General features: G+C 60.6%; 19 protein-coding genes and 1 tRNA gene. 14 read left to right on the top strand and 6 right to left on the bottom strand.

The window, feature by feature from the left end:
* The first annotated feature begins 65 nt into the window (after positions 1-65).
* Positions 66-1,286 carry a LysR family transcriptional regulator gene (locus K290_RS33860; protein ID WP_051263952.1) on the top strand — a complete coding sequence of 407 codons (1,221 nt, stop codon included), beginning with the start codon at positions 66-68 and terminating at the stop codon, positions 1,284-1,286.
* Positions 1,287-1,519: 233 nt separating this feature from the next.
* Positions 1,520-1,792 carry a hypothetical protein gene (locus K290_RS37190; protein WP_154668560.1) on the top strand — a complete coding sequence of 91 codons (273 nt, stop codon included), beginning with the start codon at positions 1,520-1,522 and terminating at the stop codon, positions 1,790-1,792.
* A 94-nt stretch (positions 1,793-1,886) separates the two neighbouring features.
* On the opposite strand, the gene K290_RS0106325 is transcribed toward K290_RS37190, so the two are convergent.
* Positions 1,887-2,186 carry a putative quinol monooxygenase gene (locus K290_RS0106325; protein ID WP_028751107.1) on the bottom strand — a complete coding sequence of 100 codons (300 nt, stop codon included), beginning with the start codon at positions 2,184-2,186 and terminating at the stop codon, positions 1,887-1,889.
* Between the two features lie 224 nt (positions 2,187-2,410).
* Here K290_RS0106325 and K290_RS33865 point away from each other — a divergent pair, with 224 nt between their 5' ends.
* Positions 2,411-2,791: a TM2 domain-containing protein gene (locus K290_RS33865; protein ID WP_065091664.1), complete on the top strand. Its 381-nt coding sequence runs from the start codon at positions 2,411-2,413 to the stop codon at positions 2,789-2,791.
* A 447-nt stretch (positions 2,792-3,238) separates the two neighbouring features.
* Here the strand turns inward: K290_RS33865 and K290_RS36130 are convergent, their stop codons facing one another.
* The 3 genes from K290_RS36130 to K290_RS0106345 form a co-directional block, all read right to left on the bottom strand.
* Positions 3,239-3,454 carry a hypothetical protein gene (locus tag K290_RS36130; RefSeq protein ID WP_081670236.1) on the bottom strand — a complete coding sequence of 72 codons (216 nt, stop codon included), beginning with the start codon at positions 3,452-3,454 and terminating at the stop codon, positions 3,239-3,241.
* Positions 3,455-3,589: 135 nt separating this feature from the next.
* A tRNA-Thr gene (locus K290_RS0106340) sits at positions 3,590-3,665 on the bottom strand.
* A gap of 136 nt (positions 3,666-3,801) precedes the next feature.
* Positions 3,802-4,761 carry an NAD(P)H-dependent flavin oxidoreductase gene (locus K290_RS0106345; RefSeq protein WP_028751108.1) on the bottom strand — a complete coding sequence of 320 codons (960 nt, stop codon included), beginning with the start codon at positions 4,759-4,761 and terminating at the stop codon, positions 3,802-3,804.
* Positions 4,762-5,101: 340 nt separating this feature from the next.
* Between K290_RS0106345 and K290_RS0106350 the strand changes: the two genes are divergently transcribed.
* On the top strand, positions 5,102-6,343 hold the full coding sequence (locus K290_RS0106350; protein ID WP_028751109.1) for a hypothetical protein: 1,242 nt from the start codon (positions 5,102-5,104) through the stop codon (positions 6,341-6,343).
* 18 nt (positions 6,344-6,361) lie between these two features.
* On the opposite strand, the gene ppk2 is transcribed toward K290_RS0106350, so the two are convergent.
* Positions 6,362-7,243, bottom strand: coding sequence for a polyphosphate kinase 2 (gene ppk2, locus K290_RS0106355; protein ID WP_028751110.1), 882 nt, complete (start codon positions 7,241-7,243; stop codon positions 6,362-6,364).
* Between the two features lie 307 nt (positions 7,244-7,550).
* Between ppk2 and phoR the strand changes: the two genes are divergently transcribed.
* From phoR to phoB, 7 genes are all read left to right on the top strand, one after another.
* On the top strand, positions 7,551-8,747 hold the full coding sequence (gene phoR, locus K290_RS0106360; RefSeq protein ID WP_037135028.1) for a phosphate regulon sensor histidine kinase PhoR: 1,197 nt from the start codon (positions 7,551-7,553) through the stop codon (positions 8,745-8,747).
* Between the two features lie 184 nt (positions 8,748-8,931).
* The gene (locus K290_RS0106365; protein WP_028751112.1) at positions 8,932-9,963 is read left to right on the top strand and encodes a substrate-binding domain-containing protein; all 1,032 of its coding nucleotides are present in this window, start codon (positions 8,932-8,934) and stop codon (positions 9,961-9,963) included.
* A gap of 62 nt (positions 9,964-10,025) precedes the next feature.
* Positions 10,026-11,507 carry a phosphate ABC transporter permease subunit PstC gene (gene pstC / locus K290_RS0106370; protein WP_028751113.1) on the top strand — a complete coding sequence of 494 codons (1,482 nt, stop codon included), beginning with the start codon at positions 10,026-10,028 and terminating at the stop codon, positions 11,505-11,507.
* A 29-nt stretch (positions 11,508-11,536) separates the two neighbouring features.
* On the top strand, positions 11,537-12,838 hold the full coding sequence (gene pstA / locus K290_RS0106375) for a phosphate ABC transporter permease PstA (protein WP_245276493.1): 1,302 nt from the start codon (positions 11,537-11,539) through the stop codon (positions 12,836-12,838).
* Positions 12,839-12,851: 13 nt separating this feature from the next.
* Complete coding sequence (pstB, locus tag K290_RS0106380; RefSeq protein WP_028751115.1) at positions 12,852-13,667, top strand: phosphate ABC transporter ATP-binding protein PstB; 816 nt, start codon at positions 12,852-12,854, stop codon at positions 13,665-13,667.
* Between the two features lie 51 nt (positions 13,668-13,718).
* Complete coding sequence (phoU, locus tag K290_RS0106385) at positions 13,719-14,432, top strand: phosphate signaling complex protein PhoU (protein WP_028751116.1); 714 nt, start codon at positions 13,719-13,721, stop codon at positions 14,430-14,432.
* Positions 14,433-14,464: 32 nt separating this feature from the next.
* Positions 14,465-15,148: a phosphate regulon transcriptional regulator PhoB gene (gene phoB, locus K290_RS0106390; protein WP_004128368.1), complete on the top strand. Its 684-nt coding sequence runs from the start codon at positions 14,465-14,467 to the stop codon at positions 15,146-15,148.
* A gap of 86 nt (positions 15,149-15,234) precedes the next feature.
* Here phoB and K290_RS0106395 read toward each other — a convergent pair whose 3' ends face one another.
* Positions 15,235-15,759, bottom strand: coding sequence for a GcrA family cell cycle regulator (locus K290_RS0106395; RefSeq protein ID WP_028751117.1), 525 nt, complete (start codon positions 15,757-15,759; stop codon positions 15,235-15,237).
* Positions 15,760-16,183: 424 nt separating this feature from the next.
* On the opposite strand from K290_RS0106395, the gene K290_RS0106405 reads away from it, so the two are divergent.
* The 3 genes from K290_RS0106405 (at position 16,184) to K290_RS0106415 (ending at position 19,411) form a co-directional block, all read left to right on the top strand.
* Positions 16,184-17,383: an aspartate aminotransferase family protein gene (locus K290_RS0106405; protein WP_028751118.1), complete on the top strand. Its 1,200-nt coding sequence runs from the start codon at positions 16,184-16,186 to the stop codon at positions 17,381-17,383.
* Positions 17,384-17,456: 73 nt separating this feature from the next.
* On the top strand, positions 17,457-18,374 hold the full coding sequence (argF, locus tag K290_RS0106410) for an ornithine carbamoyltransferase (protein ID WP_028751119.1): 918 nt from the start codon (positions 17,457-17,459) through the stop codon (positions 18,372-18,374).
* Positions 18,375-18,421: 47 nt separating this feature from the next.
* Positions 18,422-19,411, top strand: coding sequence for an Hsp33 family molecular chaperone (locus K290_RS0106415; protein ID WP_028751120.1), 990 nt, complete (start codon positions 18,422-18,424; stop codon positions 19,409-19,411).
* Positions 19,412-19,463 lie beyond the last annotated feature (52 nt).

Consider the following 19,463-nt stretch of genomic DNA (forward strand, 5'->3'; position numbering starts at 1 on the left):
GCTCGCATGTTGGTTCGGCTGCATGCGTATGGAGGCATGCGGCAGGCTCGGAAAGGATGGCCGGCTTGTATCTTGGGGCATTGTTCATCGCCGATACGGTGTTCTCGATCGGCTCCGTCAGGGAGACTGCCCGCAGGCTGTCCTTTTCCGCCTCGACCGTGTCGAGCGCGCTTCGAAGGCTGGAGACGGAACTGGCGATGAAGCTCGTCGAGCGAGCATCGGGCGAGCTTGCCACGCTCCTTGCCAGCTCGAAGGTGCAAAGGGGCCTCCAGCCGATCTTGTCCGCCATGCGACAACTATCGGCGCTGACGAAGGAGCCGCCCGCACTGCAAGACTATCCCGAATGGGCGGCCCGCCTGCCGTTGAAGATCGCCACTATCGAACGTTTCCTGGAGGTCGCCGACCAAGGCAGCATTAATCGCGCCGCCCGCCGCCTGCGTCTCGGTCAACCGCAGCTTTCGCTGCAGATCGCCAATCTGGAAGAACTGCTCGGCTGCCGCCTGTTCGAGCGGCAGGCGCAGGGCTCGGTGCTGACCGACGCGGGGCGCAAGGTCTATGCCATCTTCGCCGGTATTGCCGAAGCCTGGGACGAGATGAAGGCAACGGCGGACGAGCGCTTCCAGCGGGCGGCACGTGCCGTACGCATCGGATCGATCATTCCGACGGGATCGGAAAGCTGGGTGGCCCGCTCGCTTGCCAGCCTCGTGGCGCGCTGGAACATCAGCGGCAACCGCAACACGCTGTCCTTGATGCTGATGACCGCCGACGATTTGCGCGAGGCGCTGCGGTCCGGTCGCATCGACGTTGCCATCGTCGACTCTGTCTTCGGCCTCGATGCCTTCGAGCACATGGAACTGGTGGCGACCGACATGGTGGCGATCGCGCCGCCCGGCAGCACGGAACAGACGGTGACGGCGCTGGTCGAAAACCATCCTCTCTGCGTGCCGAGCCCGCGCACCGGCATCGGCAATGCGGCAACGGCCTTCGGCTATGACAGCGGCGACCGCCGCCGGTTTCGCGGTCGCGACATCACTTCGGCCGACTCGCTGCCCGTCATCGTCGACCTTGTCGCCAATCACGGCTATGTTTCGTTTCTCGGCCGGGTCAGCGCCGTGCCGATTGCCGACAAGGTCCGGATCGTCAATCCGGACCAGACTTTGCCGCTCTCCTATCACCTCGCCCACAATGGCCGCCGCGCTTCGGTCGACGCTTGCCGGCTGATCCAGGAGGCGGTGCGGGAGCTGGTGGGCGGAACGGAAGTCGTCCGAGGATGCCCTGCATCTTAGGCGATTTCGGATCGGCGGGGGCGCATCCCGACGTCAATACCGGCTGGTGCTTCAGCGCTGGGGCCATGCGTACGGCAAGAGGCCGTATTTCTCCGCATAACTCATAGCTTTAGCTTCCGGAACATGCATTCCTCTTGAGCGTTTAACTCCACACCCCCGCTTGTGCGGGAATGATGTGATCCGGGCTGGCATAGGTATCGCCGGCCTTACGGATGCGTGTAAGGAGAAGAGAAATGAGGATTATCGCAACGGCGTTAGTAGCGCTGGGTATCCTCGCTTTGCCAGTAACCAATGCTGATGCTCATCGTCGGTACTATCACCATCATCGGCATTACGGTCCCAGTGTCATGATCTCGCCAGGCTTCGGCTTCTACGTCGGCCCAAGCTACGGCTATCATCGCTACTACTATCGCGACCGCTACTGGCGCGGTGGGGATTATTGGGCATACCGCCACGGGTACTATCGCCCTTACTGGCATGACCGCTACTACGATCCCTGGTACTGAGCAGGCAAATAGTTAACCCAGGCAAGCGGATAAGATAAACGGCGCCGAAAGGGCGCCGTGAAAAAATAATTAGTTGGTCGCCGCAGTGAGGGGCTCAGACGGGGTTCAGCACATGCACGGAACGCGCCGCCATTAGGTTTTTCACCTTCTCCCCATAGGCAGCCATATGCGACGAAGCGGCATGTGCCTTGAGCGCCGCCATGCTTTCCCATTTCTCAACGACCACGAATGTATCGGGACCGAACGCCGGATCGGCGCCTTCGACATCGACAACGGCGGTATATTCGATGCAACCATCCTCGGCGTGTACGGCCGGTACATTCGCCTGGAAGGCTTCAAGCACGGCGGCACGCTTGCCGGGCAACGCAGTGAGAATGGCGAGAACGTGGATCATGATGTTTCCTTTGAATGGATAGGATGATGCTGAGGCGAAGTGTCGGATTGCGCACAGTCCGTGGTGACCGCTTTGACAAATATCACAAATAGACGGCGATCGAACGCTTGACTTCACTTTGCTGCGGTCGCAATTCTCTATCTAGGCGAGAACTTTAGAGCGCCGGTCTATTACGGCGTGAATTGTGACGTGAGACTGCGCTTGTAAATCATTTGAGAGGAAAAATGGGGCTTTCCACGCAAGAGCAAATATTGATCGAACAACGCGTCACCAATGAAGCGAAATCGGTTGGCGCAGCCTATTTGCTCTGGTTCTTTCTTGGCACTCTGGGTGCGCACCGGTTTTATCTCGGTAGAACCGGCAGCGGGGTGGCGCAGTTGGTTCTGTTCGTACTCGGCTGGCTTACGACATTTCTCGTCATCGGCTTTGCCCTCCTTGCAGCGCTCGGCATCTGGTGGATCGTCGACGCCTTCCTGATTTCTGCAATGATTGCCGAACAGAAGGAAGACATCCGGCAGCGCCTGACGAATCAGGCGTTATTGATGAATCAGCACGCGGAGCAGGCAAAACGCACCGTGATTTCAGCACATGAGCAGAACGCGTAGTCGCGTCCGAAGCGGCGCCTGCGACTAAAGGCAAAGTAGTGACATGACGGTCGACAAACATTAGTGCTTCCCTATATTCCTGAAAACAGGAGGAAGCCGATGTCAAGCGAATGGCCAATGTTCATATTGCAGTCGATCGTGGTTGTTGGCTTGGTGGGAGCCCTGTTCATCAGGGCATAGCCGCCCCAAACGGTCCACAGCCTAAACTTCTGCCTGCGGTTTCATGACAAGCAGCCCGACCGAACTGGCGGTCGAGCTGCTGTACGATCCGATCAGGGGTCAAATCCAATCAGATCAGAAATCAGTAAGCTGATGATACTATATGTCAACTACCAATTTTGGGCTTTTTCGCTTGGAGAAAAAGCCGTTGGCGCCGAAGCAGGCCAGCGGAGCCTGTGCGCCCAATAGTTAGCACCCCTGCGAACCTCATATGAACAGAGCGCCTAGTCAATCATGCCCACGCCCACGGTAGTTCGTTGGTACGCCAGCCGCTTCATGGCATTGCGCAAGAGTTTCCAGCCATGCCGCCAATCCATCCGGCACTTTGGCATTCCCGGCTTCCATAGCCTCCACCCACGACAGATCGCATTGCAGGGCGCTCGCTAAATTGATCGGCGTCCAACGAATATGCAAAAGGCATTCGGAAAAGCGTTCTGGGGTCATGGATAGTCTCCACGATAGCGTTCACGGGCGGTGCGAAGTCAAGCGACAAAAGCGGCTTAATTTTGAAATCGCAGGCTTAATCGCGTGACTGCGACCATAATCTATAACAACTTCTGCACAGTTTGGTGAAGAGAGTGGTGCCGCTTACGTGACTCGAACACGTGACCCCATCATTACGAATGATGTGCTCTACCGACTGAGCTAAAGCGGCATTCCGGGGGTTCGGTACGGCCCCGCGATTTGCATGGCGCTGATACAGTCAATGCGACGAGATTTCAAGCGCTCAAATTGCGGAATGACAAAAAAGCGAATGGGCTTATGAAAAAGCAGCGCGTCGTCTACTCCTCTCAGAGTGCCAGCCTAGCCCGCGCCTGCCGGTATTGCGCCTCCAGCCGGTCGACAAGCGAGGCCACCGGTTCAATGGCTTTGACGGCGCCGATGCCCTGCCCGGAGCCCCAAATATCCTTCCAGGCCTTGGCGCCAGTCGTCGCCGTTTCGAAATCCATCTTCGAAGGATCGGCCTCCGGCAGCTTGTCAGGGTCCATGCCGGCGGCGCGGATCGAAGGTTTCAGATAGTTGCCGTGCACGCCGGTGAAGAAGTTGGAATAGACGATATCGGCCGCCGCACCGTCGACGATCGCCTGCTTGTAGGCTTCCGCCGCGCGCGCCTCTTCGGTAGCGATAAAGGGGGAGCCGATATAGGCCATATCGGCGCCCATCGCCTGTGCGGCGAGGATCGCGCCGCCATTGGCAATCGCGCCGGCAAGCAGCAACGGTCCGTCGAACCATTCGCGGATTTCCTGAACGAGCGCGAAAGGCGAGAGCTGCCCGGCATGGCCGCCGGCGCCCGCAGCCACCGCAATCAATCCGTCCGCCCCTTTGCGGATCGCCGAATTGGCATGACGGTTGTTGATGATATCGTGCAGCACGATACCGCCATAGGAATGCACGGCGGCATTGACCTCCGGCACGGCACCAAGCGAGGAGATGACAATCGGCACCTTGTATTTGACGCAGAGCATCAGATCGTGCTCCAGCCGCTTGTTCGATCCATGGACGATTTGATTGACGGCGAAGGGCGCGGATGGACGTTCGGGATGCGCGGCATCGTGTGCAGCAAGATCCTCGGTGATCATCGCCAGCCACTCGTCCAACTGGCTCTCCGGCCGGGCATTCAGCGCCGGAAACGCACCGACGACGCCGGCCTTGCATTGGGCCAGCGTCAAGGCCGGATGCGAGATGATGAAGAGGGGCGAGGCCACGACCGGCAGCCGCAGGCGCTCGGTCAGGACAGAAGGAAGAGCCATGAGCATCATCCGTATTTGACGTTTACGAAAACGTCAAAGGTAATAGCAGATGTGGATGGGGAGGGGAAGATGTCAGGCAGTAGGCAATAGGCGATAGTGACTGCTGATCATATCCGCGCGCCCACGCTTTTCCCCACTGCCCACTGCCTACTGCCTCACCTGCCACCCCATTTGTGTCGTCTTTGCCATTTATCCCCGCCGGAGTGTTCGTGGGGTATTTCGAGAGACTTGCACATTGCCGGTCAGGGCGTTACCCAATTTGGTTAGCGAATGGTAAAGAAATGGTCGTTTTGCCGGTAGAGTATGCAGGCGCATCGCGAGTGAGAGTAAAGGACCTGATGTGAGCGGATTAGAAACGGCTATCAGAAGCGCGTTGGAGCGATCCGAACGCGCCAATCCGGAAATTCGGGCTCGCATCTATCAATCGGCGCGACAGGCGCTCGAAGCCGGGCTTCGCAAGCAGGACATTACCGATATCGGCGTTATTTCCGCTCAGCGCCAGCGCCTTGAAGCGACCATCAAGGCGATCGAGGGCGAAGAGCGTGCCCGCCCGCGGGAGATGCCCGTCTCCCCCGAGGTGGAAGCGCCCCACGTGCCTCCCGCAGCGCCGCAACAGCAAGCTCCGCAGCCGATGCAGCAGCGTCAGGAGCAGGAGCCTATCATGAGTGTGCGCGGCGAGACGCGCGACCGTCCCGTTTCCGCCCAAGCCTCCGTACCAGTCGAACCCGTGGCACGGGAAAGCGAATTTGGCGACATGCGTGCCGGCCCGGCCGATCATCTCGGCGCCGATAGCGATGAAGGTCAAGCGGTCGCCGCGCCGACCGCAACCCGGTCGATGAATTTCAAACCCGAACGCGCCGCCGTTCGCCGCAAGCCGCGCAAGTTCTTCTCGCGCCTGCTGGTCTTCTGCATCCTGCTCGCCTTTCTCGGCGTTGGTGCCTGGTGGATCAAGACGTCAGGCGTGTTCATGACGGCGGCGCAGCGCGACACCAGCGTTCCCAATCCGCCGGCGCATGTCGATTCCCAGGATTTCAACGGCAACAACAGTGCTGACGATACGTCCGATGACGAGGACAACAGCGGGCCGCCCGCCAATCCTGGGCTTGCAACGATCGATCCACAGAACAACTTCTCGGCGGAGTGGATCGAGATTTTCAAGCCGACCGACAGCGCGAAGGTCGTAAGCGGCACGCAGGCCAAAGCCGAGAACGTCTCGGAAAATGAGGGTCCGGCGGTGCGCCTGATCTCTCAGGCCAGCGGTCCCGATGGCAACGCGTCCGTCGAAGTGCCGGCAAACGTGCTGCAGCAACTGGCCGGCAAATCGTCGACTGTCGCGCTGACGCTGCAGTCCACCACCGACACGCCGACGCAGATCACGGTGGAGTGCGATTTCGGCTCGCTCGGGAGTTGCGGCCGTCATCGCTTCGACGTCACCCGCCAGAAGACCGATGCGCTGTTCCAGGTCCGCTATGATCGTTCACTGGCGCCGACCGCGGCCGGCCATCTCATCATCAACAGCGATGTGGACGGCAAGGCACGCGGCATCAACATCTACGCAATCCGTGTCCTGCCGGGACAATAAGGTCGGATTGCATCCTGCCTATTTGAGGACATGCAATCCCATGCCGAGGATCTTGTCGTCGACCTCGCCGATCGCCTCCTCGTCCCTGCCGTCATAATCGAGCGTCAGCAGAATATGACGCATGAGGTTAAGACGCGCGCGACGCTTGTCGTTGGCGTGGATCACCGTCCATGGCGCGTAGTCCATATGCGTCTCCTTCAGCATACGGTCGCGCTTTTCGCTGTAGTCCTTCCATTTGCCGAGCGCCGCGATATCCATGGAGGAGAGCTTCCACACGGCGCGCGGATCGTGGCGGCGGTCGTGAAAGCGCTTGAGCTGCATTTCCCGGCCGATATCGAGATAGAATTTGAAGAAGAAAATCCCGTCCTGGACGATGAGCTTTTCCATATGCGGCGTCTGCTTCAGGAATTGCTCGTATTGCTCGTGGGTGCAGAAGCCCATGACCGGTTCGACGCCGGCGCGGTTATACCAGGACCGGTCGAACAGCACGAATTCGCCCGCCGTCGGGAAGTGGGCGACATAGCGTTGGAAATACCATTGGCCGGCTTCGCGATCGGTCGGCTTGGACAACGCCACGGCACGCGCGAGGCGGGGGTTCATATGCGCCGAAGTTGCCGCGATCGCACCGCCCTTGCCGGCAGCGTCGCGCCCTTCGAAGAGCGCCATCACCCGCTTGCCGGTCGCCTGCAGCCAAAACTGCACTTTGATAAGTTCGATCTGCAGCTTTTCGAGCTCTTCCAGATACTCTTCCTCCTTCAGCTTCTTCTTGTAAGGATAGCCGCCGGAGGCAAGCGCCTCGTCGTCGATCCAGCCCGGCAACACGGGGTCATCGACATCGAATATGCGAGTCTGGCCATGGATATCCAATTCCACAGCACGGCTTTTCACATCCTCTGCCATGTGCTCTGCTCCTCCCCAATTTATGCCATCTTAACGATATTTGCCGGTATGGCAAAAAAAGCCTTACGAGCAAGTTGAGCCATTTATCGAGTGTTTCCAAGCTCTTTGCGGGCGTCGTCTTTCGCCGGCTACGTTTATTGCCGCAGGCTGACGGCTTCTGTGGATAGAGCCGAAAACTTCTGTCATGAATCCTCGCTAAGACGCGGAGTCTTGGATTCCGCTATGACATGCGAAGGGACGGGCGCACTTGGAAGACGAATGGTCATTCCTCAGGAAACTGGCTGCACGGCTGCGGCAGGAGATCGCCATGCTGATTCTGGCGACGCTGATCGCCGTCATGGCGCTCGCCGAAGGTATCAATACAGCCGTCGTCTTCTGGATCTGGGTTGTCGTTGTAATTGTCGCGCTGATCCGCCGGCCGCTTGTCTCGCAAGCCGCGCCGCCGCCGCCCGTCGAGCCGGCGCCGGCCGATCCGGAAGCCTTGCTTCGCACAGTGTTCTCCGGCCTCGCCGCGCTCGACATGCCGGTCCTGATCATCGACCGTGAGGCCTCCGTCCTGGTGCAGAATGCCGCCGCCGAGAAGGCGTTCGGCGCCTTCCCGCTCAATGCGCATATCTCCGCCAAGCTGCGCTCCCCCGGTGTGCTCGACATGGTGCGCGAGACGATCACCACCAACACACCGAACCAGATCGAACATTCCGAGCGTCTGCCGTCCGAGCGCGTCTATATCGTCCGCATCGCGCCGGTCGAACTGCCGGAGACCGACATCGAGCCCGGCACCTTCTTCGTGCTGTCTTTCCGCGATATCTCGGAGCTCCGCCATATCGACCGCATGCGCTCCGACTTCGTCGCCAATGCCAGCCATGAGCTGCGCACGCCGCTCGCCTCGCTGCGCGGCTTCATCGAAACCATCCAGGGGCCGGCCAAGGCAGACCCGAAGGCGCAGCAGCGTTTCCTCGGCATCATGTTCGACCAGACGACGCGCATGAGCCGGCTGGTCGACGATCTCCTGTCGCTGTCGCGGCTGGAGCTGAAATCGCACATCGCGCCGGATCAGAAGGTCGACCTCGTGCCGTTGCTGGGCCATGTCCGCGACGCGCTGCTGCCGCTTGCTGCCGATCTCGACGTCACCATCAATCTGCATCTGCCTCCGGGCAAGGTGGAGGTGCTGGGCGATCGCGACGAACTGGTGCAGGTTTTCGAAAACCTGATCGAGAATGCCTGCAAATATGGTCAGGAAGGCAAGGTGGTCGAGGTTTCGCTCATGGAAGAGCTGGGCCAGGCCGTCGAAGTTATCATATCAGACAGGGGGCCGGGCATTCCGGCGGAACATGTGCCGCGCCTGACCGAGCGCTTCTATCGCGTCAATGTCGAAGACAGCCGCTCGAAAAAGGGCACTGGCCTGGGGCTTGCGATCGTCAAGCACATTCTTACCCGTCACCGCGCGCGACTGATCGTCAAGTCGGAAGTCGGAAAAGGAACGGACTTTACCGTCCGCTTTTGACGCCTCTGTGAATCGCTGATTTCAGCGCGACTTACTTCATAAATTTCAACGTTTTGAACTGTCATAATTGTTTTACTCGCCTGACATAAAAGGGCGGTGCTTTGACCGCTAAAAAAGAGATGTTGAACAGGCGGATGCTCCGTTCGCCGTCGCGCTCTTCAAAGCCCGTCAGGGAGGGTTCACCATGAACACGTTGAAACTGTCTGTCATAGTGGTCGCGTCCGCCGCTTTCGCTGGGGCTGCTGCGGCCCGCGATCAGATTCAGATTTCCGGTTCCTCTACCGTATTCCCCTACGCAAAAATCGTTGCCGAGACGTTCGGGGAAACCTTCACGAATTTCAAAGCGCCGGTCGTCGAATCCGGCGGCTCCGGCGCCGGTCTGAAGGAATTCTGCAAGGGCGTCGGCACCGATACCATCGATGTCGCCAATTCTTCGCGCCCCATCAAAAGTAGCGAAGTCGAGGCCTGCAAGGCAGCCGGCGTTGCCGATATCCAGCAGGTCAAGATCGGTTACGACGGCATCGTCTTCGCCTTCGACAAAAGCAATCCCGACATCAAATTCGTGCCCGCCGATCTCTATAAGGCATTGGCCGCCGAAGTTGTGGTGAACGGTAAGCTGGTTCCCAATCCCTATAAGAAATGGTCGGAGATCAATCCGGCCCTGCCGAACTTTGAAATTGCAGCCTATATTCCAGGCGAGAAGCATGGCACGCGCGAGGTTTTCGAGGAGAAGGTGCTCGCTGCCGGCTGCAGGGAGTCCGGTGCGCTTGATATCATCAAGGCGACTGTCTCCGATCCCGATCAGCAGACCGAGAAATGCATCGCGGTGCGCAAGGATGGCGCGGCGGTCGATATCGACGGCGATTATCCCGAGACGTTAGCCCGCATCGACGCCAACAAGTGCGGCGTCGGCGTCTTCGGCCTCTACTTCTATCAGAACAATGCCGACAAGCTGAAGGTCGCCACCGTGAGCGGCATCGTGCCGTCGGGCGAGACCATCGCCAACGGCACCTATCCGGTGTCACGGCCGTTGTTCTTTTACGTCAAGAAGGCGCATCTCGGTGTCATTCCGGGCTTGAAGGAATATGTCGACTTCTTCACGAGCGATCAGATGATCGGACCCGACAGCCCCTTGGCCGAATACGGCCTGGTGCCGGCGCCCGATTCCGAGCGCAACCAGATCCGCAAGGATTTCGCGGACGGGAAGATCATGTGATTGCATAAGGACTGCCCGCCGGTGCGGCTCGCCGCCACGCCGGCGTTCGCCGGGGAATGGGAATGAGTTTGTCACTGCTGCTGTTGTGCCTGTCGATCATCGGCGCCCTTGCCTTCGTGCTGGGGCGGACGAGAGCGGCTGCACTGTCGGGCAACAGGTCCTCGGCCATGCATTCACGGCTTGGCTATTACGGCGCCTACGCAGCCATCTGGGCGATATTGCCGGCGCTGGCGCTGATCTGCGCCTGGCTGGTGATCAGCCCGGAGGTGATCGATCGTTTCGTGGTCGGATCCTTTCCGGAGGAGGTGAAATCCCTCCCGACGGCTGAACTCAAACTCAGCTACGGCATGGTGCGCAGCCTGGCCCATGGCATGCGCCAACTCGATGACCAGGAACTTGCGGCTGTCGCGAACGGCTCGGCCGATCTTCAATTGTCCCTGGCGCAAAAAGGCGTCCCGCTCGCCGCCCGGCCGACCGGCTACATGATCGACGCCGCCAATCAATATAACGGCATGCGGCATGTGAGCCGTGTCGTCATGTCCGTCGCGGCCATCATTCTTTCGCTGCTCTGCGCCGTCCACGGCCTGCGCGCCATCACGCTGCGCTTTCGCGCCCGCAACCGGGTGGAGCAGGTCATTCTCGGCGGTCTGATCGTTGCCTCCTCCATCGCCGTGCTGACGACCGTCGGCATCGCTGCATCGATGCTGTCGGAGGCTGCCCGCTTCTTCAACATGGTTCCTGCCGCCAAGTTCTTCTTCGGCACCGTCTGGGACCCCGGCTTCACCGGCGCCGGTGCGCGGACATCGGGTACATTCGGCCTTATCCCGTTGCTGGCCGGCACGCTCTATATCGGCTTCGTCGCCATGCTGGTCGCGGTTCCCGTCGGCTTGTTTGCCGCAATCTACATGGCCGAATATGCCTCGGCTCGCGTCCGCTCCGTTGCCAAGCCGATGCTCGAGGTGCTGGCGGGCATTCCGACCATCGTCTACGGTTTTTTCGCCCTGGTGACGGTCGGGCCGTATCTGCGCGACATTTCCGCTGAGATCAACGGCGTGCTGACAGGCAATTATACGAGCTTCATCGAGGCGCAGAGCGTCCTGACGGCCGGCTTCGTCATGGGCGTCATGCTCATCCCCTACGTCTCCTCGCTGTCCGACGATATCATCATGGCCGTGCCGCGCTCATTGCGCGACGGCTCGCTCGGCCTCGGCGCCACGCGCTCGGAGACGGTCAAGCGCGTCCTCCTGCCGGCCGCACTACCAGGCATCGTCGGCGCGCTGTTGATGACGGCGTCGCGGGCGATCGGCGAGACCATGATCGTCGTATTGGCTGCCGGCGTTGCCGCCCGCATGCAGCTCGACCCTTTCGAGCCGATGACGACGGTCACCGTGAAGATCGTCAACCAGTTGACCGGCGACCTCGAATTCACCTCGCCGCAGACATTGGTTGCCTTCGCGCTTGGCATCACGCTTTTCGGCCTGACTCTGTGCCTGAACGTCTATGCCCTCTACATCGTCCGCCGGTACAGGGAGCAATACGAATGATCGAAGTCGTATCTTCCGCTCCATTGCCTATGCCGAACGGGCTCACGCCCGGCATGCCGCTGCGACGCGATATCGGCATCAAGCGCCGTTACGCCGCCGAGCGCCGGTTCCGCGCCTATGGCATCGCCGCCGTTCTCTTCGGTCTTGTTTTCCTGGTCATCCTTGTCTCGACGGTGGCGCGCCACGGCTACACGGCCTTCGTGCAGACCTCGATCACCTTGCCGGTCGAAATCACCGAGAAGGTCATTGATCCCGCGGGCAAGCGCGGCAGTGATCCGAAGGTGCTGATTGCGGCCAATTATCCCGTTCTCATTCGTGACGCCCTGATGAAGGCGCTCGGCATCGATCCTTCCAATCGAGCGCTGGTGCGCGAGGCGACGGAAATGGTATCGGACGGCGCGCGGATTGCACTCCGCGACAAGGTCCTGGCCGATCCGTCTGTTATCGGCAAGACTGTAAAGGTGACCTTCCTCGCCAGTGCCAATATCGACTCCGCCAACAAGGGACAGATCGATCTGACGGCCGACGAAAAGGATCGTAAGGTCTCCGATCAGCAAATTGCCTGGATGAGGCAGCTCGCCGCCACCGGCGCCCTGCATAAGGCGTTCAACACCGGTCTGTTCCTGTCGGCCAATTCCAGTCGTCCGGAAGCCGCTGGACTCGGCGTTGCCCTCATCGGCTCGTTCTATCTCATGCTGACCGTGCTGGTTTTGGCGCTGCCGGTCGGCGTTGCCGCTTCGATCTACCTTGAGGAGTTCGCGCCGAAGAACCGGCTGACGGATCTGATCGAGGTCAATATCAACAATCTCGCCGCTGTGCCGTCGATCGTCTATGGCCTGCTCGGCCTGTCAGTCTTCATCAACTTCATGGGTCTGCCGCGCTCGGCCTCGCTGGTTGGCGGGCTGGTGCTGAGTCTGATGACGCTCCCGATGATCATCATCGCCACGCGCTCGGCATTGCGCGCCGTGCCACCGTCGATCCGCAGCGCCGCCCTTGGCCTTGGCGCCTCACGCATGCAGGTGGTGTTCCACCATGTCCTGCCGCTCGCCATGCCCGGTATCCTGACGGGCACGATCCTTGGTCTGGCGCACGCGCTCGGTGAAACCGCGCCGTTGCTCCTGATCGGCATGGTCGCCTTTGTCGCCAACTATCCGGCGGGGCCGCTCGATCCTTCGACGGCCCTGCCGGTGCAGATCTATATGTGGGCGAGCGAAGCCGAGCGCGCCTTTGTCGAAAGAACCTCCGGAGCCATTATCGTCCTGCTCTTCTTCCTCGTCGCGATGAACATCGGGGCCATCCTGCTGCGCCGTCGCTTCGAGCGGCGCTGGTGAGAGGGGCGATCGAATGAACATGATGACGGAAGCCGCGAGCGAAAAAGCACTGGCCAGGAAGATGATGACGATCCCCTTCAAGATGATCGGCCAGGCTGTCTCGGTCTATTATGGCGACAAGCGTGCGCTGTTCGACGTCGACCTGAACATCCGTGCCAACACGGTCACTGCGCTGATCGGTCCTTCCGGCTGCGGCAAGTCCACCTTCCTGCGTTGCCTCAATCGCATGAACGACACGATCGATACCTGCCGCGTCACCGGCAAGATCACGCTCGACGATCAGGATATATACGACAACAGCATCGACGTTGTGGAACTGCGCGCCCGCGTCGGCATGGTGTTTCAGAAGCCCAATCCGTTCCCGAAGTCGATATACGAGAATGTCGCCTATGGCCCGCGTATCCATGGGCTGCATCGGTCCAAGGTCGATCTCGACCACATCGTCGAAACCAGCCTGCAAAAGGCCGGGCTTTGGGGCGAGGTGAAGGACCGGCTCTTTGAGGCCGGCACCAGCCTCTCCGGCGGCCAGCAGCAACGCCTCTGCATCGCCCGTGCCGTCGCCGTCAGTCCGGAGGTCATTCTCATGGACGAGCCGTGCTCGGCGCTCGATCCGATTGCCACCGCCAAAGTCGAGGAACTCATTCATGAGCTGCGGGAAAATTTCACGATCGTCATCGTGACGCATTCCATGCAGCAAGCAGCCCGCGTTTCGCAGCGTACCGCAATGTTTCATCTCGGCCATCTGGTCGAGGAGAACGATACCGATAAGATGTTCACCAATCCCGATGATTTCCGCACACAGGATTACATCATGGGCCGTTTTGGCTGATGATGCTCTCCGCGCGGCTTCCTTCGCATCTTTCACCTTGAGGATAGAAAAATGGTCTCTACACACATTCTCTCTGCTTATGACGAGGACCTGAAATTCCTGACGCGCCGTATTTCCGAAATGGGCGGCCTGGCGGAGCAGATGGTCAGCGACAGCGTCCGCGCGCTGGTCAACGGCGATGCCGCCCTTGCGCAGAAGGTCATCTCCGATGACGTCATTCTCGACCATGCCGAGCGCGAAGTCGGCGACAAGGCGATCGTCACCATCGCTCGCCGCCAGCCGATGGCTGCCGACCTTCGTGAAATCATGGGCTCCATCCGCATCGCCTCCGATCTGGAGCGCGTCGGCGATCTCGGCAAGAACACCGCAAAGCGCGTCATCGCAGTGCAGGGCACCGGCGTTCCGCGCCGTCTCGCCCGCGGCATCGAGCATCTCTCCGAACTGGCGCTCGTCCAGCTCAAAGAAGTGCTCGACGTCTACACGACTCGTTCGCCTGACAAGGCCGTGTCGATCCGCGAGCGCGACGAGGAAATCGATGCCATGTACACCTCGCTCTTCCGCGAGATGCTGACTTACATGATGGAAGATCCGCGCAACATCACCACCTGCACGCATCTTCTCTTCTGCGCCAAGAACATCGAGCGCATCGGCGACCATGCCACCAACATTGCCGAGACGATCTATTACATGGCGACCGGCGCCCAGCCGGAAGGCGAGCGTCCGAAGGACGATACCGCCAACACCGTCGGTGCGGTGACGGAATAAAGTAGACGCCAAGAGAAGGAGACCAGAGGCGCATGGTTCCGAGAGTAGCTGTTGTAGAAGATGAGGAAGCGCTAAGCGTTCTGCTGCGCTATAATCTCGAGGCCGAGGGCTTCGAAGTCGACACCATCCTGAGAGGCGACGAAGCCGAGCTGCGCCTCCAGGAGCGCATCCCCGATCTTCTGATCCTTGATTGGATGCTCCCTGGCGTGTCTGGCATCGAGCTCTGCCGCCGGCTGCGTATGCGGCCGGAGACGGAGCGCCTGCCGATCATCATGCTGACCGCCCGCGGCGAGGAAAGCGAGCGAGTGCGCGGCCTTTCCACCGGCGCGGACGACTATGTGGTCAAGCCGTTTTCGACGCCGGAGCTGATGGCCCGCGTCAAGGCGATGCTGCGACGGGCCCGCCCGGAGGTTCTGTCCACGGTCCTGCGCTGTGGCGATATCGAACTGGACCGCGAGACCCATCGCGTCCACCGCAAGAGCCGCGAAGTGCGGTTGGGCCCAACCGAATTCCGGCTGCTGGAATTCCTGATGTCATCGCCCGGCCGCGTCTTTTCGCGCTCTCAGTTGCTCGACGGCGTATGGGGGCACGATATCTATGTCGACGAACGCACCGTCGATGTGCATGTCGGCCGGCTGCGCAAAGCGCTGAACTTCTCCAATATGCAGGATGTCATCCGCACCGTTCGCGGTGCGGGTTATTCCATGGAGGCCTGATCGGGGCAACTCGACCGGCCATCGGACATAAGGGTGGAAACAGAAAACGGGCCTTTCGGCCCGTTTTTCATATGGTTAGCACTGATTTAGTGCGCGGCCCGACGCCGGTCATGCGCCGGCTGGTAGGCCAGCCGCTGATGGTAGGTGCAGTAGGGCGAAGAGTCCGGGCTGTCGTTGCCGCAGAAGTGAAAATCGTCCTTCAGCGGGTCGCCGACCGGCCACTTGCATGTGCGCTCTGTGAGCTCCGTCAGGCCGAGGCGGCGCGAGATCGGAACGACCACATTGGCGGCCGGGCGATACTCGATCTCATGGACCGTATCGATCTCGACTTCTTCCTTGAGCATCGTCGCACCCTGCTGGCGGGCAACCGTGCGGGTTGCAACCCGCGAGGCGTAATTCGGCGCCCGCGGCGCCGAGGTATTGCGCTTCGGCGCTCGAGCTGCGGTTGCTGCGCCACCGGCCTTCGCTCGGCCCGGCAGGCTCAAGCGATGCACTTTGCCGATGACGGCATTACGGCTGACACCACCGAGCTGTGCCGCGATCTGGCTGGCGCTCAAACCTTCGGACCACAGCTTTTTCAGCTTTTCGACGCGTTCGTCTGTCCAATTCATGCCCTGTCTCCGCTGTCGCGTTTCTGATGGCAGAATCCCTCACCATTGCCTCGCATTGGGTCGAGGCGTGAAACGCTTAAAAATTGTGGTGACTAGTTCCGCCGCATGCAGTCTAGTAATTGGTTTTTAACCTAGTGTGAGGCTGACTCCGTGACAAGAGTCGCGCGAATCTTGAGGAATCGATTTCGAGGTTTTCCCCAACTTGCTATACGTGAGTGGCATTTATGCAATATAAGTTGCCGACGAGATGCCCTCCACCAAGAGGCGCTCTGCCGCACCTGCTAAATCGCTAGTTTTGTTGACATCGCAGTGCAAAACATCAATAGTGCCCATGCCGCCGAGAGGCGGCATTTTGATTTTCCAGGGCCCGTTTCACGCGAAGGAAACGATCGGCCCTAAAAGTTGTGATCGAGGAGAATGCGCCATGGCTGAAACCGCGCCGCTTTATGACACCTACATGCGTGCTCCGCTGCGGTTCGAGCGAGGCGAGGGCGTGTGGCTGATCACGGAGACCGGCGAGCGCTATCTCGATTTCGCAGCCGGCGTCGCGGTGAATTCGCTTGGCCACGCTCATCCCCATCTGGTTGCAGAGCTGAAGTCGCAGGCAGACAAGGTCTGGCACCTGTCCAACCTCTACGAGGTGCCCGGCCAGGAGAAATTGTCGAAGCGCCTGACGGACGCCACCTTCGCCGACAAGGTGTTCTTCACCAATTCCGGAGCCGAGGCGCTGGAATGCGCCATCAAGACGGCGCGTCGCTACCAGTTCTTCAAGGGGCATCCCGACAGATACCATATCATCACCTTCGAAGGCGCCTTCCATGGCCGCACGATCGCGACGATCGCTGCCGGCGGCCAGGAGAAATACCTGGAAGGTTTCGGCCCGAAGGCCCCCGGCTTCGACCAGGTGCCTTTCGGCGATCTCGACGCCGTGCGTGCCGCCATTACCGGTGCTACGGCTGCGATCCTGATCGAGCCGGTGCAGGGCGAGGGCGGTATCCGCCCGGCGACCAACGAGTTCCTGCGCGGCCTGCGTCAGATCTGCGACGAGCATGGCCTGCTTCTGGTCCTCGACGAGGTTCAGTCCGGCGTCGGCCGTACCGGCAAGCTCTTCGCCCATGAATGGGCCGGCATAACGCCTGACATCATGGCCATTGCCAAGGGCATCGGCGGCGGCTTTCCGCTCGGCGCCTGCCTCGCGACTGCCGACGCTGCCTCGGGCATGAAGGCGGGCACGCATGGTTCGACCTATGGCGGCAATCCGCTCGCCATGGCAGTCGGCAACGCCGTGCTCGATGTCGTGCTGGCGGATGGTTTCCTTCAGCATGTGCGCGATGTGGCCTTGGTCTTCCGCCAGGGCCTGGCCTCGCTCAAAGATCGTTTTCCGGATATTATCGAGGATGTCCGCGGAGAAGGGCTGCTGCTCGGCGTGAAGGCCGCCATTCCGCAGTCGGACCTGCTGCAGGCGATCCGGGCTGAGCATCTGCTGGGTGTGCCGGCCGGCGACAACGTCATCCGTCTGCTGCCGCCGCTGGTGGTCACGGCCGAAGAGGCGCGCGAAGGCCTTGCCCGTATCGAACGTGCTGCAGAATCTCTGCGCGCCGCCCGCGTCAAGAAGTCGGCTTGAGTTCAACGCCTGCTGATCGGGGCGCTTTTGCCCTCACAGCGGGCGTTATCATTTCTGGAGTACAGGTAGGGACATGGCTTCACCGAAACACTTTCTCGATCTCTCGGCCATCGCGGCTGCCGACCTGCGCAGCATCATCGACGATGCCATCGTGCGAAAGCAGGCGCTGAAGACCGGTGCGGCGGACAAGCCGCTGGCCGGCAAGATGCTGGCGATGATCTTCGAGAAGCCATCCACCCGCACCCGCGTTTCCTTCGACGTCGGCATGCGCCAGCTCGGCGGCGAGACGCTGTTCCTGTCGGGTACGGAGATGCAGCTCGGCCGCGCCGAGACGATCGGCGATACGGCGAGAGTGCTGTCACGCTATGTCGACGCCATCATGATCCGCACGACCGAACATTCGCGTCTGTTGGAACTCGCCCAACACGCGACCGTGCCCGTCATCAACGCTCTGACCGACGATACGCATCCCTGCCAGATCATGGCAGACATCATGACTTTCGAGGAGCATCGCGGCCCGATCAAGGGCAAGACCATCGCCTGGACCGGCGACGGCAACAACGTGCTGCATTCGCTGGTCGAAGGGGCTGCCCGTTTCGGCTATCGCATGAACATGGCCGTACCCCTTGGTTCTGAGCCCAAGGATCACTATCTGAACTGGGCCCGCAACGAGGGCGCCGAAATCATGCTCTCGCATGATGCCGACCGTGCGGTCGCCGGCGCCGATTGCGTGGTAACCGATACCTGGGTTTCCATGAATCAGGAGCACCGGGCCCGCGGTCACAACGTCTTCCAGCCCTATCAGGTCAACGCGGCTTTGATGGCACAGGCCGGCAAGGACGCGTTGTTCATGCATTGCCTGCCCGCCCATCGCGGGGAGGAAGTGACGGACGAGGTGATCGACGGTCCGCAATCCGTTGTTTTCGATGAGGCGGAAAACCGCCTTCATGCGCAAAAATCGATTCTTGCTTGGTGCCTGGGCGCGATCTGAGGATATAGAACCGCGTTTGATGTCGCGGGCGCAGTAGGAGTAGAGCAATGGCGGAAAGTGCAGCCTCGCTGGGTCAATTCGATTTTGCCGGCGACGATCATGTCGTTCCCTTCCAGGTAGAGGGTCTGGATGTCCGCGGCCGCGCCGTGCAGCTCGGGCCGCTGTTGGACGCTATTCTCGCCCGGCACAGCTATCCGGCTCCTGTCGCGCGGTTGCTAGCCGAGGCGGTGGTGCTGACGGTATTGCTTGGCACGTCGCTGAAGTTCGAGGGCAAGTTCACCGTACAGACGAAGAGCGACGGGCCGGTCGACCTTCTGGTCGCCGACTTCTCGACGCCGGAGAACGTCCGTGCCTATGCCCGCTTCGATGACGAGGCGCTGGCCAAGGCCGTGGCTGCCGGCAAGACCGAACCGGAACAGTTGCTCGGCAAGGGCGTCCTCGCCTTCACCATCGATCAGGGTCGCTTTACCCAGCCTTATCAGGGGATTGTTGCGCTCGACGGTGCGTCGCTCGAAGAGATCGCCGGCACCTATTTCCGCCAGTCGGAACAGATCCCGACGCGTGTTCGTCTGGGCGCTGCCGAATTGTTCGACCGCGACGAAGCCGGCAAGCCGCGCCATCGCTGGCGGGCCGGCGGTCTTGTCGCGCAGTTCCTGCCGGAAGCACCGGAGCGCATGCGCCAGCCGGACCTTCACGGCGGCGACGGCGACACGAGCGTGCGCGCACACGTCGAAGATGATGCATGGGCGGAAGCCCGCACGCTGGTCGAGACAATCGACGCGGACGAACTGACCGACCCGCAGGTCGGCACCGAGCGTTTGCTGTTCCGCCTCTTCCATGAGCGCGGCGTGCGCGTTTACGAGCCCAAGGCTGTCTTCGACCGCTGCACCTGTTCGCGCGATAAGCTGAAGGGCGTGTTGCAGGGCTTTTCCGCCGAGGAGATCGAAGCGAGCCAAGACAATGGCGAAATCGCCGTCACCTGCGAATTCTGTTCGACGACCTATCGCTTCGAGGTTTCCGAAGTCGCGGACGCCTGAACAATTTCAGGAAGAATGCGGGATAGTTTTCCGCTTGGAATTGCGGCGAGCA

It is taken from the genome of Rhizobium leucaenae USDA 9039 (assembly GCF_000426285.1).
GTDB classification, from domain to species: Bacteria; Pseudomonadota; Alphaproteobacteria; order Rhizobiales; family Rhizobiaceae; genus Rhizobium; species Rhizobium leucaenae.

What these genes read in the sequence shown, in the direction of transcription:
- K290_RS37190 (WP_154668560.1), top strand. Translation starts at nt 1,520, where the DNA reads ATGAGGATTATCGCAACGGCGTTAGTAGCGCTGGGTATCCTCGCTTTG.
- K290_RS0106325 (WP_028751107.1), bottom strand. Translation starts at nt 2,186, where the DNA reads ATGATCCACGTTCTCGCCATTCTCACTGCGTTGCCCGGCAAGCGTGCC.
- K290_RS33865 (WP_065091664.1), top strand. Translation starts at nt 2,411, where the DNA reads ATGGGGCTTTCCACGCAAGAGCAAATATTGATCGAACAACGCGTCACC.
- K290_RS36130 (WP_081670236.1), bottom strand. Translation starts at nt 3,454, where the DNA reads ATGACCCCAGAACGCTTTTCCGAATGCCTTTTGCATATTCGTTGGACG.
- K290_RS0106345 (WP_028751108.1), bottom strand. Translation starts at nt 4,761, where the DNA reads ATGGCTCTTCCTTCTGTCCTGACCGAGCGCCTGCGGCTGCCGGTCGTG.
- ppk2 (WP_028751110.1), bottom strand. Translation starts at nt 7,243, where the DNA reads ATGGCAGAGGATGTGAAAAGCCGTGCTGTGGAATTGGATATCCATGGC.
- phoR (WP_037135028.1), top strand. Translation starts at nt 7,551, where the DNA reads ATGCTGATTCTGGCGACGCTGATCGCCGTCATGGCGCTCGCCGAAGGT.
- K290_RS0106365 (WP_028751112.1), top strand. Translation starts at nt 8,932, where the DNA reads ATGAACACGTTGAAACTGTCTGTCATAGTGGTCGCGTCCGCCGCTTTC.
- pstC (WP_028751113.1), top strand. Translation starts at nt 10,026, where the DNA reads ATGAGTTTGTCACTGCTGCTGTTGTGCCTGTCGATCATCGGCGCCCTT.
- pstA (WP_245276493.1), top strand. Translation starts at nt 11,537, where the DNA reads ATGCCGAACGGGCTCACGCCCGGCATGCCGCTGCGACGCGATATCGGC.
- pstB (WP_028751115.1), top strand. Translation starts at nt 12,852, where the DNA reads ATGAACATGATGACGGAAGCCGCGAGCGAAAAAGCACTGGCCAGGAAG.
- phoU (WP_028751116.1), top strand. Translation starts at nt 13,719, where the DNA reads ATGGTCTCTACACACATTCTCTCTGCTTATGACGAGGACCTGAAATTC.
- phoB (WP_004128368.1), top strand. Translation starts at nt 14,465, where the DNA reads ATGGTTCCGAGAGTAGCTGTTGTAGAAGATGAGGAAGCGCTAAGCGTT.
- K290_RS0106395 (WP_028751117.1), bottom strand. Translation starts at nt 15,759, where the DNA reads ATGAATTGGACAGACGAACGCGTCGAAAAGCTGAAAAAGCTGTGGTCC.
- K290_RS0106405 (WP_028751118.1), top strand. Translation starts at nt 16,184, where the DNA reads ATGGCTGAAACCGCGCCGCTTTATGACACCTACATGCGTGCTCCGCTG.
- argF (WP_028751119.1), top strand. Translation starts at nt 17,457, where the DNA reads ATGGCTTCACCGAAACACTTTCTCGATCTCTCGGCCATCGCGGCTGCC.
- K290_RS0106415 (WP_028751120.1), top strand. Translation starts at nt 18,422, where the DNA reads ATGGCGGAAAGTGCAGCCTCGCTGGGTCAATTCGATTTTGCCGGCGAC.